Source organism: Mycobacterium hubeiense (assembly GCF_002838065.1).
Classification (GTDB): domain Bacteria; phylum Actinomycetota; class Actinomycetes; order Mycobacteriales; family Mycobacteriaceae; genus Mycobacterium; species Mycobacterium hubeiense.
Genome location: NZ_PIZU01000011.1, coordinates 125,134 through 138,665 on the forward strand (window position 1 = coordinate 125,134; position 13,532 = coordinate 138,665).

Here is a 13,532-nt window from a genome sequence, read left to right on the forward strand (position 1 = left end):
GATCGCCTGGTCAGGCCACCAGTTCGTGGGCGTGCGCCCGCGGCAAAGAGTCGCCCCGCACCGCGGCCTCGCAGCGCAGGGCCAAATCCCGCCGGTCGTCGCCCGGCAACTGCAGCGACTCCACCCGCACGTGCACGACGGTGCGCCGGGCGGTGATGAGGCGGCTGATCGACGCGAACAGCGTGTCATCGCCGATATAGGCCGCGACCGTCGACGGCCTGCCGTCGCGGTGGTGATACGTCAGCCGCAGTGGCTGCACCGGTCGGCCCGCGTCGACGGCGGCCTGGAACATCGCCGGCCGGAACGGTCCGTACGCCAGCCCGCACCAGGTGGTGCCCTCGGGGAACGCGACGACGGTGTGGCCCGCCCGCAGCCGGTCCGCCACGGCGCCGACCACATCGGGCAGCCGGCGCAGGCTGGCCCGGTCGATCGGGATGACCTTCATGATCCGCGCCAGCCTCCCGACAGCGGGCCACTCGACCAGGTCGGCGCGCGCCACGAACGATCCGGGCAGCACCGCGCCGATCGCGAAGATGTCCACCCACGACACGTGACCGCTGACCACCAGCACGCCGGACAGATTGCGAATCGGCCCGCCGGACACCGTGATTCGCACACCGAGGCAGCGCAGCACCAGCCGGCAGTAGCCGCGCTGGAGATGCGAGCGCCCCGGCATCGGGACCGCCAGCAGCGGCAACGCGGGCAGCAGCAGCACCGCACCCAGGGCGCGCAGCATCGTGCGCAGCGCGACGATGGCCGGCCGTCCGGACGCCGCCGCCCCGGCGCGCACGCAGCTGGCGTCGCAGGAGGCTCGGGGCAGCCAGGGATGCTCGACGGTCACGACGCGATTCCCTCGGCCATCGCCGCGGCCGCCGACACCGAGCGCAGGCGTTTCAGGTAGCGGGTGTCGGCCCGGCGTTTGTCCAGTACCGCCAGGAAATCGCCGACACCGAAATCCGGATCGTGAGCCGGTTCGCCGCACACTTGCGCGCCGAGCCGCAGATAGCCCCGCATCAGCGGCGGAACGGCCGCCCGGGCCGGGGGCTCGATGTCGTCGAGGCCCTTGCCGTCGATGACGACCGGGCGGTACGGGTGCACGGTGTAGGGCGCGCGATGGCGTCGCAGCACGACGTCGCGGACTCCGCGCAGCTGGCTGCCCGGCGCTTCGTCGGCCGACGTGTGGATCGGCACCGACACGCAACCGGTGACGTAGTCGTAGCCGCAGCGGTCCAGGTAGGCCAGGATGCCCGCCCACATGAGCAGCACCACGCCGCCGTTGCGGTGGTCGGGGCGCACCACTGCGCGGCCCATCTCGACCAGCGAAGGCCGCAGCGCATCCAGCGCCGAGATGTCGAATTCGGTCGCTGTGTAAGGACCGCCGGCCGCGATCGCGCCCGGCGGGGGCAGCATCCGGTAGCAGCCGACCAGTTCGCCGGTGTCGTCGTCGCGGACCAGCAGGTGGTCGCAGTACTCGTCGAAGCGGTCGGCGTCGCGGCCATCGGTCGTGGCGGTGAGCGTGAAGCCGGGCTCGCTGGAGAACACCTGATAGCGCAGCCGTTGGGCGGCCTCGATCATGGCCGCGTCGCCGGACAGCAGCAGCGTGTACTTGGGAGCCGACGAAGAGTCGGTCTGATCTGCCGGAATGAGTACGGAAGCGGTGCTCATAGCCAGCACGGTCGCCCAACCGCATCTCCGGTTGGCATCGTCCGCGTGACGTGTCCGTGAGCGCTGGGTGACCACTTGTGGCGGCGGGCCGCCATCGCCTGGGTGCCGAGTGTGACGCAGCGCCGAAGACGCGAAAACCCCCGAATACGCGCGGTATCGGGGGTTTCGCGGCTGTTCGGCGGATTAACCCTTGCGGGCCTTGACCGCCTCGGTCAGCTGCGGGGCGACCTTGAACAGGTCGCCGACGATGCCGAGGTCGGCGATCTCGAAGATCGGCGCCTCTTCGTCCTTGTTCACCGCGATGATCGTCTTGGACGTCTGCATGCCGGCGCGGTGCTGGATCGCCCCGGAGATGCCCAGCGCGATGTACAGCTGCGGCGACACCGTCTTACCGGTCTGGCCCACCTGGAACTGGCCCGGGTAGTAGCCGGAGTCGACCGCGGCACGCGAAGCACCGACGGCGCCACCCAGCGCGTCCGCCAGTTCCTCGACGACGCTGAAGTTCTCGGCGCTGCCGACGCCGCGGCCGCCCGCGACGACCACGCTGGCCTCGGTGAGCTCCGGCCGGTCGCCGGCCACCGCGGGCTGGCGGGATGTGATCTTGGTCGCATTCTCGGCCTGCGCCGGAACCTCGACGTTGACCACCTCGCCGGCGCCGTCGGCCGGCTCGGCCTCGATCGCGCCCGGACGCACGGTGATCACCGGGATTCCACCGGTCACCTCAGCCTCGACGGTGAACGCGCCACCGAAGATGCTGTGCACGCCCTTGCCGCCCTCCTTGACCTCGACGACGTCGACCAGCAGGCCGGAACCGATCCGCGCGGCCAGCCGCCCGGCGATCTCCTTGCCGTCGGCGGTGGCGGCCAGCAGCACACCGGCCGGGCTGGCCGACTCGGTCAGCGACGCCAGCACGTCGACGTACGGCGTGATGAGGTAGTTCTCGGCGTCCTCGGACTCCGCGACGTAGATCTTGGCGGCGCCGGCCGCCTTCAACCCTTCGATCAGCGGCTCGGCGGTGCCGGGCTTGCCCACCACGACGGCGGACGGTTCACCCAGCACCCGCGCGGCGGTGATCAGCTCGGCGGTGATTTTCTTCAGCGCACCTTCAGCGTGCTCGACGAGCACAAGTACTTCAGCCATGTGTTTGTGTCTGTCTTTCTCAGAAGTCGGTCTTGGGACTAGATGATCTTTTGGGCCACCAGGTACTCGGCGATCTTGGTGCCGCCGTCTCCCTCATCGGTGATCTTCTCGCCCGCGGTCTTCGGCGGCTTCGGCGTCGACGAGAGCACCTTGGAACCGGCGTTGGCGACACCGACCTCGTCGGGCTCGACGCCGATCTCGGCCAGCGTGAGCGTCGTCACTTCCTTCTTCTTGGCGGCCATGATGCCCTTGAACGACGGGAAGCGCGGCTCGTTGATCTTCTCGTTGACGCTCACCACGGCGGGCAGCGGCGCCTCGAGGGTGAACACGCCGTCATCGGTCTCGCGCTCCGCGGTGACCTTGCCGCCCTCGACCGAAACCTTGCGCACGTGCGTGAGCTGCGGCAGGCCCAGGTACTCGGCGATGATGGCCGGCACCGCGCCGCCGACACCGTCGGTGGACTCGTTACCGGCGATGACCAGCTCGGTGCCCTCGATGGTGCCCAGCGCGCGGGCCAGCGCCCACGCGGTCTGCACCACGTCCGAGCCGTGCATGCCGTCGTCCTTGAGGTGCACCGCCTTGTCGGCGCCCATGGACAGCGCCTTGCGGATCGCCTCGGTGGCGCGCTCGGGGCCGGCGGTGAGCACGGTCACGGTGCTCTCCACGCCGTTGGCGGCTTCTTTTTCCTTGATCAGCAGCGCCTCCTCGACGGCGCGCTCGTTGATCTCGTCGAGCACGGCGTCGGCGGCCTCGCGGTCGAGGGTGAAATCGCCCTCGGTCAGCTTGCGCTCCGACCAGGTGTCTGGGACCTGTTTGATCAGGACCACGATGTTCGTCATGAGTTGGGTTCGTCCTCCTCGAAGAGGCCGGGCGGCCGGCCTGCCATACCACGTTTGAAGCAACTAGCACCATGTTACTCGTGGGTAACTTTAGGTGGTTCGCAGGAACACCATAGCTGGTCGAACTAGCTGGTCGAACTTTGCCTTCTGGCTCCCCGTACGTCTTGAACTGTTCGCGAACGCCCTGTCACGGGATAGCCTGCCTTACCAATGAGCGCATTTGTTACCGACGGTTCCGTCGAGCCGGGCCCGCAGCTGCCGCTGACCGGGGAACGCACGGTGCCCGGCCTGGCGGAGGAGAACTACTGGTTCCGCCGCCACGAGGTGGTCTACCAACGGCTGGCCGACCGCTGCGCCGGACGCGACGTGCTCGAGGCCGGCTGCGGTGAGGGCTACGGCGCCGATCTGATCGCCGACGTGGCCCGCCGCGTGATCGGACTGGACTACGACCCGACGGCCGTCGCCCACGTCCGCGCGCGCTATCCGCGAGTGGAGATGCTGCACGGCAATCTCGCCGAGCTGCCGATCGATGACGGCGCCGTCGATGTCGTCGTCAACTTCCAGGTGATCGAGCATCTTTGGGACCAAGCACAATTCGTCGCCGAGTGCTTTCGCGTGCTGCGTCCGGGCGGGGTGCTGATGATGTCGACGCCCAATCGCATCACGTTCTCCCCCGGTCGCGACACCCCGATCAACCCGTTCCACACCCGCGAGCTCAACGCCGCAGAGCTCACCGAATTGCTTGTCGACGCCGGGTTTGCGATGGAATCGATGCTGGGGGTGTATCACGGCCGCCGGTTGGCCGAATTGGATGTGCGACACGGCGGTTCGATCATCGACGCCCAGGTGGCCCGTGCGCTCGCCGATGAGCCGTGGCCGGATGATCTGCTGGCCGACGTGGCCTCGGTGACCACCGATGACTTCGATCTCGTGGCGGACCGCGACATCGACGACAGCCTGGACCTGGTCGCAATCGCGGTGCGCCGTGACTGAACCGGCTCCCGGGCTGTTCACCCTGGTCCTGCACACGCACTTGCCGTGGCTGGCCCATCACGGCCGCTGGCCGGTCGGCGAAGAATGGCTCTACCAGTCGTGGGCGGCGGCCTACCTGCCGCTGATGCGGGTGCTGCGCACATTGGCCGCCGAGAACCGCAGCCACCTGCTCACCCTCGGGATGACACCGGTGGTCACCGCGCAACTCGACGATCCGTATTGCCTGGCCGGCATGCACCACTGGCTGGCGAACTGGCAGCTGCGCGCGTTGGAGGCGACGACGTTGCGCGACCGGGACGCGTTGCGCGAGTTCGGCATTCGCGAGCACGCCGAGGCAACCCAGGCAATCGATGACTTCCAGACGCGGTGGCGCCACGGCGCCAGCCCGCTGCTGCGCGAACTGATCGACACCGACACCATCGAGCTGCTCGGCGGTCCGCTGTCGCATCCGTTCCAACCGCTGCTCAACCCGCGGCTGCGGGAATTCGCGCTGCGCGAAGGCCTGGCTGATGCGCGGGCGCGGTTCGCCCACACCCCGAAGGGCATCTGGGCGCCCGAGTGCGCGTATGCGCCCGGTATGGAAATCGGTTACGCCGCAGCCGGAGTCGGCCACTTCATGGTCGACGGGCCGTCGCTGCACGGCGACACCGCGTTGGGGCGGCCGGTTGCCGAATCAGACGTCGTCGCGTTCGGGCGTGATCTGTCGGTCAGCTATCGAGTGTGGTCACCGAAGTCCGGCTACCCCGGCCACGCCGCCTACCGCGACTTCCACACCTACGACCACGTCACCGGTCTCAAACCGGCCCGTGTCACCGGTCGCAACGTCGCCTCGGAGGACAAGGCGCCGTATGACCCCGAGCGCGCCGACCGCGCCGTCGACGCCCACGTCGCCGACTTCGTCGAGGTGGTGCGGCAACGCCTGATCGGCGAAAGTGAACGTATCGGCCGGCCCTCCCACGTGATTGCCGCATTCGACACCGAACTGTTCGGGCACTGGTGGTACGAGGGCCCGGTGTGGCTGGAGCGGGTGCTGCGGGCGCTGCCGGACGCGGGCGTGCGCGTCGGCACGTTGTCCGACGCGGTGGCCGACGGATTCGTCGGCCCGCCCGTCGAATTGCCGCCCAGCTCATGGGGTTCCGGCAAGGACTGGCAGGTGTGGGCCGGCGAGAAGGTCGCCGACCTGGTGCAGCTCAACAGTGAAGTCACCGACACCGCGCTGTCGACGGTGGACAAGGCGCTGGAGCAGGCCGCATCGGTAGGTTCGCCCACGCCAAGGGATTTCGTCGCCGACCAGATTCTGCGCGAAACACTGTTGACGGTGTCCAGCGACTGGCCGTTCATGGTCAGCAAGGATTCGGCCGCCGACTACGCGCGCTACCGCGCGCATCTGCATGCCCACGCCACCCGCGAGATCGCCGGTGCGCTGGCGTCGGGCCGCCGCGAGCACGCGCAGCGGCTGGCCGAGGGCTGGAACCGCGCCGACGGACTCTTCGGCGCCCTGGACGCGCGAAGGCTGCCCAAGTGAAAGTCCTCATGGTGTCGTGGGAATACCCGCCGGTGGTGGTCGGCGGGCTGGGCCGCCACGTGCATCACCTGGCGACAGCGCTGGCCGCGGCGGGACACGATGTCGTGGTGCTCAGCCGCCGCCAATCAGGCACCGACCCGAGCACCCATCCGTCGACCGACGAAACCGTCGAGGGCGTACGGGTTGTCGCCGCCGCGCAGGATCCCCACGAATTCGACTTCGCCACCGACATGATGGCCTGGACCCTCGCGATGGGGCACGCGATGCTGCGCGCCGGGCTGGCGCTACGCACCGGCGAAAAGCCGTGGGTGCCCGACGTCGTGCACGCCCACGACTGGCTGGTCGCGCATCCGGCCATCGCCCTTGCCGAATTCTTCGATGTCCCACTGGTTTCCACTATCCACGCCACCGAGGCGGGCAGGCACTCGGGCTGGGTGTCGGGCCCGATCAGCCGCCAGGTGCACGCCGTGGAGTCCTGGCTGGTCCGCGAATCCGATTCGCTCATCACTTGTTCGGCGTCGATGAGCGACGAGATCACCGAGTTGTTCGGTCCCGCCCTGGCCGAAACCCGGGTCATCCGCAACGGCATCGACGCCGCGATGTGGCCGTTCGCCAAGCGCCAACCCCGTCACGGCCCACCCCAGCTGTTGTATGTCGGGCGACTGGAGTACGAGAAGGGCATCCACGACGCGATCGCCGCCCTGCCCCGTATCCGACGCACCCACCCGAGCACCACGTTGACCATCGCCGGTGAGGGCACTCAACGGCAGTGGTTAGAGGAGCAGGCGCGAAAGCACAAGGTGCTCAAGGCCACGACATTCGTCGGCCGCTTGGACCACGACGGCCTGTTGCGCCTGCTGCATCAAGCCGACGCCGCGGTATTGCCCAGCCATTACGAGCCGTTCGGCATCGTCGCCCTGGAAGCCGCCGCCACCGGCACCCCGCTGGTGACCTCGAACGTCGGCGGCCTGGGCGAGGCGGTGATCAACGGGCAGACCGGAATCTCATGCCCGCCACGAGATGTCGCCGGTCTGGCGGCGGCGGTGCGGACCGTGCTTGATGACCCCGACGCCGCCCAACAGCGGGCCATCGCCGCGCGCGAGCGCCTCACCGCCGACTTCGACTGGCACACCGTGGCCGACGAGACCGCGCAGGTGTACCTGGCCGCCAAACGCGGTGAGCGCGAACCACATTCGCGGCGGCCGATCGTCGAACACGCGCTGCCGGACCGCTAACGGACGGTCGCGAAGAACGCCCTGACGTCGTCGACGAACAGCTCGGGCTGCTCGAACGCGGCGAAGTGCCCGCCACGCGGCATGTCGGTCCAGTGCGTGATGTTGTAGGTCGTCTCGCACCAGCTGCGCGGCGAGCGGGCGATCTCCTTGGGGAACGCCGCAACACCCGTCGGCAGCTCCACCCGCTCCGTCGAACCCCACACGTGAAAGCTCTCCCAATACAGCCGCGCCGACGACGCGCCCGCACCCGGAATCCAGTACATCATCACGTTGTCGAGCAGTTCGTCACGGCTGAGCACGTTTTCGGGATTACCGTTACAGTCCATCCAGGACCAGAACTTCTCGACGATCCAGGCCAGTTGGCCCACAGGCGAATCCACCAGGCCGTAGCCCACGGTTTGCGGTCGGGTGGACTGCTGCTTGGCGTAGCCCGAATCCCACTTCTGGTAGTGCGCCATCGCGTTCAGCGCATCCTGCTCTGCGGCGCTCAAGTTGCTCAGGTCGCCCGGCGGCAAGGCGATCGGCATGTTGGTGTGGATGCCCACGCAGTGTCCGCGGTTGCGCCCGATCATCGTGGTGACCGCGGCGCCCCAGTCGCCGCCCTGCGCGCCGTAGCGGTCATAGCCGAGCCGGCCCATCAACGTCTCCCACGCCTCGGCGATCTTCTGCACGCCCCACCCGGTGCGCGACGGTTTACCGGAAAAGCCGTAGCCGGGCAGCGACGGGCACACCACGTGGAACGCGTCCTCGGCGCGGCCGCCGTGCGCCGTCGGATCGGTCAGCGGTTCGATCACCTTGTGGAATTCCACCACCGAGCCCGGCCAGCCGTGCGTGATCACCAGCGGGAACGCGTCGGGGTGCGGGGACCGCTGGTGGATGAAATGGATGTCCAGCCCGTCGATTTCGGTGAGGAACTGGTCGAAGCGGTTCAGCGCGGCTTCACGCGCCCGCCAGTCGTAGCCGTCGGCCCAGTATTGGGCAAGGGAGCGGGTGTAGTCCAGCGGGATGCCCTGGCTCCAGTCGTCGACGCATTCCGCTTCGGGCCATCGGGTGCGGGCCAGCCGGTCGCGTAGATCGGCGAGGTCGTCGTCGGGAACGGCGATGCGGAAGGGGCGGATGTCGGTCACGCCCGTCAGCCTAAGGTGCCCACGAGCGCGAGGAAGGAAGGCTAGCGGGCGGCCTTTTTGCGTTCGATGTCGGCCAGGGCGGCGGCGAGTTCAGCGCGCTCGGCCGCCGACGTCTCCCACGCCAGTTTGCGGTTCTTGACCACCTTGGCGGGTGCGCCGACCGCGATCGAGTAGTCGGGGATGTCGCCCTTGACCACCGCGTGGGACCCGAGCACGCAGCCGCGTCCGATCGTCGTGCCGCGCAAGATCGTCACCTTGGCCGCCACCCAGGTGTCCGGGCCGATGCGTACCGGGCTCTTGACGATGCCCTGGTCCTTGATCGGCATGTTGATGTCGTCCATCTTGTGGTCGAAGTCGCACACGTAGCACCAGTCGGCCATCAGCACCGAGTCCCCCAACTCGATGTCGAGGTAGGTGTTGATGACGTTGTCGCGGCCGAGCACCACCTTGTCGCCGATGCGCAGTGAGCCTTCATGCGCACGGATGGTGTTCTTGTCGCCGATGTGCACCCACCGGCCGATCTCGAGTTGCGACAGCTCCGGGGTGGCCTGTATCTCCACGCCCTTGCCGAGGAAAACCATTCCGCGCGTGATGATGTGCGGGTTGGCGAGCTTGAACTTCAGCAGCCGCCAGTAGCGGACCAGATACCACGGGGTGTAGGCGCGGTTGGCAATCACCCATTTCAGCGATGCCAGGGTGAGGAACCTGGCCTGCCGCGGGTCCCGCAGCCGTGACCCCCGCCAGCGTTTGTGCAGCGGCGCGCCCCACATCGTCGTCATGGCCGGAAAGCCTACGCGAGGCTTGTACGGCACAACGGTTACCCTCACGTGGGCTTGACGAACAGGACCGAGAAAGGACCCCGTGTTCCGGCGATTCATCGTGCTGGCAGTGACGGCGCTGGTCACGGGCGTGCTGGCCGGCTGTGGCAACACCGATTCCTGGGTTCAGGCGCATGCCTCCGACGGCTGGCCGGCCCAGTACGGCAACGCGAGCAACAGCAGCTACACCGACACGGCCGGGGCCGATGCGCTGCAGCTGGAATGGACGCGGTCGGTGAAGGGCGATCTGGGCGCCGCGGTGGCGCTGGGCTCGGGCAGCTATCTGGGCGTCAACGCGCAGACGCCCAGCGGCTGCTCGCTGATGGTGTGGGAGGCCGACAACAACGCGCGCCAGCGCTGGTGCACCCGACTGGTGCAGGGCGGCGGCTTGTCCAGCCCGCTGTTCGACGGCTTTGACAACCTCTACATCGGCCAGCCCGGGGCGATGCTGTCGTTTCCGCCGACCCAGTGGATCCGGTGGCGCCAGCCGGTGATCGGGATGCCCACCACGCCAAGGATTCTCGACGAGGGGCAGCTGCTGGTCGTGACGCATCTCGGTCAGGTGCTGGTGTTCAACGCCCATCGCGGCAGCGTCGACGGGACGCCGGTGGATCTGGTGGCGGGCCTCGACCCGAAGGATGCGCAGCGCGGTCTCGGCGACTGCCGGCTGGCGCGACCCCGCTGCCCGGTGGCCGCCGCTCCGGCGTTCGCACCCGAGACCGGCATGGTGGTGATCAGCCTGTGGGAGCCCAATGCCGAGGCGCCGATCCTGGTCGGCTTGCAGTATCGGTCCGGCCAGAATCCCGTGCTCACCCGCGAATGGACCAGTGACGCCGTGGGCCGCGGACCGCTGGCCAGCCCGGTGCTGTCGGCGGACGGTGCGACGGTGTACGTCAATGGCCGCGACCGGCATCTGTGGGCGCTGGGCGCCCGCGACGGCAAGCCGAAATGGTCAGTGCCGCTGGACTATCTGGCGCAGACGCCGCCGTCGGTGTCCCCGGACGGGCTGATCGTGGCCGGCGGCGGACCCGGCGCCAAACTGACCGCCATCCGCGACGCGGGCGATCGCGGCGAGGTGGTGTGGACACGTGACGACGTCGAGTCGCTGTCCACGTCGAGCCGCGCCGGCACCGGCATCGGCTACACCGTGGCCCGCGAGGGTGAGAACGGACAGGCACTGCTGGTGTTCGATCCGGCCGACGGGCACACGATCAACCGCTACCCGCTGCCCGAGGCCACCGGATTTCCCGTCGGGGTGTCGATCGGTCACGACCGCCGCGTGGTCGCCGCGACCAGCGACGGCCAGGTCTACGGATTCGCCCCGGCCTAGAGCGCCAGGACCGGCGCGAGCGCGTTCCGCGGCACCGACGCCTCGACCGCGCCCGCGGCCTCGGGCAGCAGCTCTCCCTGGCCGAAGAAGAAGATCACCGCGTCGTCGGTGAGCGCGAAGTTCTGGTAGTTGACCGGATCGCGACCCTCGCCGGGCAGGATCGGCTTGTCGATCCCGGTCTGCTTCGTCAGTTCCCGCTCGACCACCGGAAGGATCACATCCAGCGGCTTGGTGTCGGGTTTGAACAGGGTGTCGTACGTGATCGGCGCGCCCTTGACCAGGTCATAGTTGAACGCCTTGTACCACGTCTGCGGGTGCACGCCGCCGACGTCCTGGAAGATTTTGAACACCACGCTCTCGGTGCCGTCGGACTGATAGGCCTTCGCGACGGCTTCCATCTCGTACGGCAGTCCGCGGGAGTCGGGCATCTCGGCGACGTTGATGAACCCGTCGCGCGTCTGCGTCAGGTAGTCGGTCAGCGCCTGCTGATCGGGGTAGCCGAGCGGAAAGCTGATATCGAGCGTGTAGGTGGAGTTGGCGAGGTGCGCGTGGCAAGTCTGGTCTTCGACCGAGCCACCCAGCGCGCTGCATGCAGGCTGCGCCGCGGCCGAACCAGTGCCGCTGCACCCCACAACACCGGCCGCCACCAGGGCGGCCAATCTGACAATGCGCATCGTCTGCCAGGGTACGTGGCGCGTCATCGCGACGGCCGGCAAATGAATGCTGTTGCCCGGCTTGCCGGCCCGGACCCGATGCGCGCGATCACCACCGCCACGTGCTCGGAGCCCCGCAGGCGCAGCCGCTGTCGCAACGTGTCGGGGTCGACGTCGACGCCGCGGACCAAGATCTCGACGGCGCCCACGTCGCGCGAGCTCAGCGCCTGACGCAGCCGCCGCTCGCTGAACGCCAGCTCCTCGAGCACCTCGAAGCCCCGCACCCCGTCGGGCAGTCGGTCGCCGGACAGGTACGCGATGTCGGGGTCGAGTTGCCACAGGCCGTGCCGAGCGGCGTAATGCCGCACCAGGCCAGCTCGCACCACCGCCCCGTCGGGGTCGACGATCCAGCGGCCCACCGGCGCCACCGGGCAATCGCCGGGCTCGGCGTCGGTGATGTCCTCAGGCCCGTCTAGCATGGTCGCGCGCCTGGTGACGCCCTGTGCAGCGAGCCCGGGCGACCACAGGCACGCCTCGCGCACACTGCCCGCCAGCGACGTGACTTCGATCTCGCCAGCGAATCCCATCCGGCCCAGCTCACCGAAATCGATTCCCGGCGCGGTCTTTACGACAAAATCGCGGTCGCCATACACCGCGAGCAGTGCATCCAGCGCCGGCGTGTAGTCCCGCGGGTCGAATCGGCGGCGTCCGGCGCTGCGCCGGGCCGGATCGAGGACGACGACGGAATCGCGGGTGACCGGTCGCAGTGCGTCGGCCCGACACAGGTCGACGCCTGCGACGTTGTGCCGCGCCATCGCCAGCCGCACCGGGTCGATGTCGCTGCCGACGACATAGCCCGCCCAATCCCGCAACGCCACAAGCTCACTGCCGATCGAGCAGGTGGCATCGTGCACGACGGCGCCGGACAGGCGTCGCGCCCGATGCGCAGCGACCGGCGCGGCGGTGGCCTGCTGCAGCGCGTCCGCGGTGAACAACCATCCGGACGGGTCGGCGAACTTCGCGACCGCCTTACGCCGCAGCTGCACGGTCTCCACCAGAATGGCCGCACGGTCACCGAATGTGCTTCGCGCCGAAGCGATCTCGGAGACCAGAGTGGTGTCCGTCAGCCGGTATCCGGCAACCACCTCGAGCGCCTGCGTGCCTTCTGCGGAGCACAGGTACGCGACGTCGTCGACAGAGAACGCTAGGACGGTTTGACCCCGGTCACCATGACGTTGTAGAACCAGCTCTTGGGTACGACGCGGGACCACACGTTCTCGTCGACCCAGCTCAGCGTGATCCAGCTGTTGAACGCGAATTTGGCGTAGCCCCAACCCAATCGGCCAGGTGGCACGGCCGCCTCGAGGGTGCGCAGCGGCCAGCCGAGCATCGCGGCGGTGAACTCCGTCGTGGCAGTCGACACGTCGACGGCCCCGGCGTTGCGCGACATTCGTTCCAGATCGGCGGGGTTGAAGGTGTGCAGGTCGACGATCGCCTCCAGCGCGGCCGCGCGCGACGACTCGTCGAGTTCGGTCTGCGGGCGGCGCCAGCCGGACAGGCCCGGCAATTTGGTCACGTTCGTCACCACCCGCCAGGTCAACGTCGACAACGGGCGGGCGTAGTTCTCGCCGGCGTTCGTCGGTTCGCCGGCGAAGATGAACCGGCCGCCGGGCTTGAGGATCCGCATCACCTCGCGCAGCGACTGCTCGACGTCGGGGATGTGATGCAGCACCGCATGACCCACCACGAGGTCGAAGGTGTCGTCGTCGTACGGGATGCGCTCGGCGTCGGCGACCCGACCGTCGATGTCGAGACCCAGCGACTGACCGTTACGGGTGGCCACCTTGACCATGCCGGGCGACAGATCGGTCACCGAACCACGGCGCGCGACGCCCGCCTGGATCAGGTTGAGCAGGAAGAATCCCGTCCCGCAGCCCAGCTCCAGCGCGTTGTCGTACGGCAGGTCACGCAGCACGTGCTCGGGCACGGTCGCATCGAAGAGGTCGCGGGCATAGTCGACGCAGCGCTTGTCGTAGGAGATCGACCACTTCTCGTCGTAATTCTCGGCCTCCCAGTCGTGGTAGAGCACCTGCGCGAGCTTGGTGTCGTGCCGCGCAGCCTCCACTTGATCCGCCGTGGCGTGCGGGTTGGGCGCCGGGTCAGTACTTGTCATTGGTAGTCAGGGGCGCGGTGTCGGCAAGGCAGAC

At 68.6% G+C, this 13,532-nt stretch carries 13 protein-coding genes; 4 read left to right on the forward strand and 9 right to left on the reverse strand.

Going from position 1 to position 13,532, the window contains the following annotated elements; genetic code table 11:
* Positions 1-10 precede the first annotated feature (10 nt).
* The 4 genes from CWS39_RS11295 to CWS39_RS11310 form a co-directional block, all read right to left on the reverse strand.
* Positions 11-841 carry a lysophospholipid acyltransferase family protein gene (locus tag CWS39_RS11295; RefSeq protein ID WP_102142998.1) on the reverse strand — a complete coding sequence of 277 codons (831 nt, stop codon included), beginning with the start codon at positions 839-841 and terminating at the stop codon, positions 11-13.
* Entirely contained in the window at positions 838-1,665 is an 828-nt protein-coding gene (locus tag CWS39_RS11300) for a GNAT family N-acetyltransferase (RefSeq protein ID WP_102142999.1), read from the reverse strand. Before CWS39_RS11300 ends, CWS39_RS11295 begins: the two co-directional genes overlap by 4 nt.
* A gap of 183 nt (positions 1,666-1,848) precedes the next feature.
* Positions 1,849-2,805 carry an electron transfer flavoprotein subunit alpha/FixB family protein gene (locus tag CWS39_RS11305; protein WP_102143000.1) on the reverse strand — a complete coding sequence of 319 codons (957 nt, stop codon included), beginning with the start codon at positions 2,803-2,805 and terminating at the stop codon, positions 1,849-1,851.
* 38 nt (positions 2,806-2,843) lie between these two features.
* On the reverse strand, positions 2,844-3,644 hold the full coding sequence (locus CWS39_RS11310) for an electron transfer flavoprotein subunit beta/FixA family protein (protein WP_102143001.1): 801 nt from the start codon (positions 3,642-3,644) through the stop codon (positions 2,844-2,846).
* Between the two features lie 210 nt (positions 3,645-3,854).
* On the opposite strand from CWS39_RS11310, the gene CWS39_RS11315 reads away from it, so the two are divergent.
* The 3 genes from CWS39_RS11315 to CWS39_RS11325 are packed head-to-tail and all read left to right on the forward strand — an operon-like array spanning position 3,855 to position 7,397.
* The gene (locus CWS39_RS11315; protein WP_102143002.1) at positions 3,855-4,637 is read left to right on the forward strand and encodes a class I SAM-dependent methyltransferase; all 783 of its coding nucleotides are present in this window, start codon (positions 3,855-3,857) and stop codon (positions 4,635-4,637) included.
* Positions 4,561-6,162, forward strand: coding sequence for a 1,4-alpha-glucan branching protein domain-containing protein (locus tag CWS39_RS11320; protein ID WP_102143003.1), 1,602 nt, complete (start codon positions 4,561-4,563; stop codon positions 6,160-6,162). Before CWS39_RS11315 ends, CWS39_RS11320 begins: the two co-directional genes overlap by 77 nt.
* Positions 6,159-7,397 carry a glycosyltransferase family 4 protein gene (locus CWS39_RS11325; protein ID WP_102143004.1) on the forward strand — a complete coding sequence of 413 codons (1,239 nt, stop codon included), beginning with the start codon at positions 6,159-6,161 and terminating at the stop codon, positions 7,395-7,397. Before CWS39_RS11320 ends, CWS39_RS11325 begins: the two co-directional genes overlap by 4 nt.
* Here CWS39_RS11325 and CWS39_RS11330 read toward each other — a convergent pair.
* The gene (locus tag CWS39_RS11330; protein WP_102143025.1) at positions 7,394-8,515 is read right to left on the reverse strand and encodes an epoxide hydrolase family protein; all 1,122 of its coding nucleotides are present in this window, start codon (positions 8,513-8,515) and stop codon (positions 7,394-7,396) included. The two genes, CWS39_RS11325 and CWS39_RS11330, sit on opposite strands and share 4 nt — an antisense overlap.
* Before the next feature lie 50 nt (positions 8,516-8,565).
* Positions 8,566-9,303, reverse strand: a complete 738-nt coding sequence (locus CWS39_RS11335; RefSeq protein ID WP_102143005.1) for an acyltransferase — start codon at positions 9,301-9,303, stop codon at positions 8,566-8,568.
* 82 nt (positions 9,304-9,385) lie between these two features.
* Between CWS39_RS11335 and CWS39_RS11340 the strand changes: the two genes are divergently transcribed.
* Positions 9,386-10,672 carry an outer membrane protein assembly factor BamB family protein gene (locus CWS39_RS11340; RefSeq protein ID WP_102143006.1) on the forward strand — a complete coding sequence of 429 codons (1,287 nt, stop codon included), beginning with the start codon at positions 9,386-9,388 and terminating at the stop codon, positions 10,670-10,672.
* Here CWS39_RS11340 and CWS39_RS11345 read toward each other — a convergent pair.
* Genes CWS39_RS11345 through CWS39_RS11355 form a run of 3 tightly spaced genes read right to left on the reverse strand, consistent with a single transcriptional unit; the run spans position 10,669 to position 13,498 of the window.
* Positions 10,669-11,346, reverse strand: coding sequence for an esterase (locus CWS39_RS11345; RefSeq protein ID WP_102143026.1), 678 nt, complete (start codon positions 11,344-11,346; stop codon positions 10,669-10,671). The two genes, CWS39_RS11340 and CWS39_RS11345, sit on opposite strands and share 4 nt — an antisense overlap.
* A gap of 23 nt (positions 11,347-11,369) precedes the next feature.
* Positions 11,370-12,572: a class I SAM-dependent methyltransferase gene (locus CWS39_RS11350; protein ID WP_102143027.1), complete on the reverse strand. Its 1,203-nt coding sequence runs from the start codon at positions 12,570-12,572 to the stop codon at positions 11,370-11,372.
* Positions 12,530-13,498: a class I SAM-dependent methyltransferase gene (locus CWS39_RS11355; RefSeq protein ID WP_102143007.1), complete on the reverse strand. Its 969-nt coding sequence runs from the start codon at positions 13,496-13,498 to the stop codon at positions 12,530-12,532. Before CWS39_RS11355 ends, CWS39_RS11350 begins: the two co-directional genes overlap by 43 nt.
* Positions 13,499-13,532 lie beyond the last annotated feature (34 nt).